The organism is Paenibacillus thiaminolyticus (assembly GCF_003591545.1).
GTDB lineage: Bacteria > Bacillota > Bacilli > Paenibacillales > Paenibacillaceae > Paenibacillus_B > Paenibacillus_B thiaminolyticus_A.
The window spans coordinates 1-1748 of sequence record NZ_QYZD01000096.1 but is presented as its reverse complement, the minus strand read 5'-3'; the positions used below and the strand labels follow the sequence as shown (position 1 = coordinate 1748).

General features: G+C 48.4%; 2 protein-coding genes. Both read right to left on the bottom strand.

The features are described from left to right. Positions 1-361: 361 nt before the first annotated feature. Complete coding sequence (locus DQX05_RS30055) at positions 362-1282, bottom strand: IS3 family transposase (protein ID WP_119796889.1); 921 nt, start codon at positions 1280-1282, stop codon at positions 362-364. An 11-nt stretch (positions 1283-1293) separates the two neighbouring features. Next, positions 1294-1614, bottom strand: coding sequence for a transposase (locus DQX05_RS30050; protein WP_119796888.1), 321 nt, complete (start codon positions 1612-1614; stop codon positions 1294-1296). Positions 1615-1748 lie beyond the last annotated feature (134 nt).

Here is a 1748-nt window from a genome sequence, read left to right as displayed (position 1 = left end):
GAACCCCTGCTTTTCCTGCTGTGTAGCAGTTATAGCAGAACAAATCGCACCACGCGCCTATTCAATAGGGGAAAACCTGCAATACTGCACGAACTCTCTAGACTCGCCTATTCGGTAAACGAACACTGGCAAAACTGCACAATTTCTCTAGGCAGACCAATTCGGCAGGCGAACTCCGGAAAAACTGTACGACTTCCCTAGACACGCCTATTCGGTAAGCAAAATCCTGCGCAAATGCAGCAATTTGATATGTACCGCTTCACCAGAATAAGAATCCTGCAAAATCGGCTAGGCCCCCTATATCCGGAGTCATGCCCACCAAAAAATATGCGTTCTTAGAATTGCTTCCTATTTCGCGTGATTACACCGCCCGATGATATTTTGATCGGTCTTCCAGCGTCATGACCCACTTTGAGAATTGGAATGGTGACATGCTCTTTAGGCTACCATGCATTCTGCGGTTGTTGTAGAAATCCATATAACGATCAAGTGCTTCATAAGCTTCTTCAAATGTCATAAATTCCGTCAGGCTGAACAGATCACGTTCGAGTAAGCTATGAAATGACTCAATGTACGCGTTCATATTCGGGCTACGCGGCGGGATCCGTTCACGGACGATCTCCAGACTCTCGCACGTATCACCAAACAGCTTGCTGACAAACTGAGGCCCGTTGTCGGTGCGAATGGTAGGTAAGTTGTCGCCGGGATTCAGGCGTTCTTGCAGCGCACGACATAGTGTTTGCACGACGTGCTTGGCCTCACACACGGGCCCCCGGTATTGCCCGACGACGACGCGGTCAAATACGTCGATGATACTGAGCACGAAAAAGAATCGCTGACGCCCAATCACGTACCCATATTTAATGTCAATTTGCCATAGCTGGTTCACGCCGGTTACCGTTCGGTTTCTCGGTACCCTACGAGGATGTTTGCTTGTTTTCTTTCGTTGTTTCTGAAGAATTCCTAGCTCCTTGCAAATGCGGTACGCCTTTTTCTTGTTTAGAATCAGTCCACGTTGTCTGCGGAGGCACAGCGCCAAATTCTTGTACCCATAAACGTGCTCTTCTCCTTCCAGGAGTTCGAGCATCCATTCTTTAATCTGTTCATCTGCAACTTTCCGGCCCGTGTTCGTAGAGGAAAATCCAGGTACAGGGCGCCCTTTTAGGCCGCAGGAAGCACGTTCTTCGGTGTGGGATGCCTCTCGTTTCTTCCGGCCATAATACGTCGATTCGTGAACTTTCAGGGTACGCAGAACCTTAGCTGTTGCATGCCCCCGCTTAATAAACGATTCTGCTACTTCAAGTCTTTCAGATAAGCGGGGTTCTTCTTTTTTACGAGTTCTCGCAGGATCTCGTTCTCCAGTTCTTTTTCTCCCAGGAGCTTTTTTGCCTGTTCGAACTTGGCCTCCACCTCTTGAAGTCGACGGAGTTCTTGCAGATGCTCGTCTGCTGCGGGTATCTCCTCTTGACTAATTTCGTCACGGTGGTCTCTAACCCAAACACGTACAGTCTCAGGGTGTACACCGTACATCCGGGCGAGTGTTCCCACCTTAATGCCGGCCAGTGCTTCCTTTACGATTTGCAAGCGTATTTCTTTGCTAAAGTGCTTTCCCATACTTATTGCCCCCTCTGATAACAGCTTATAATATTGGGGCCGAAAGCTCCAGTTTTATTAGGGGGCCTAGGAGAAAACGCACTAGCGTTGCATCAAACTTTTCACGACGTTCACCATAAGTCTCTATATTTGTA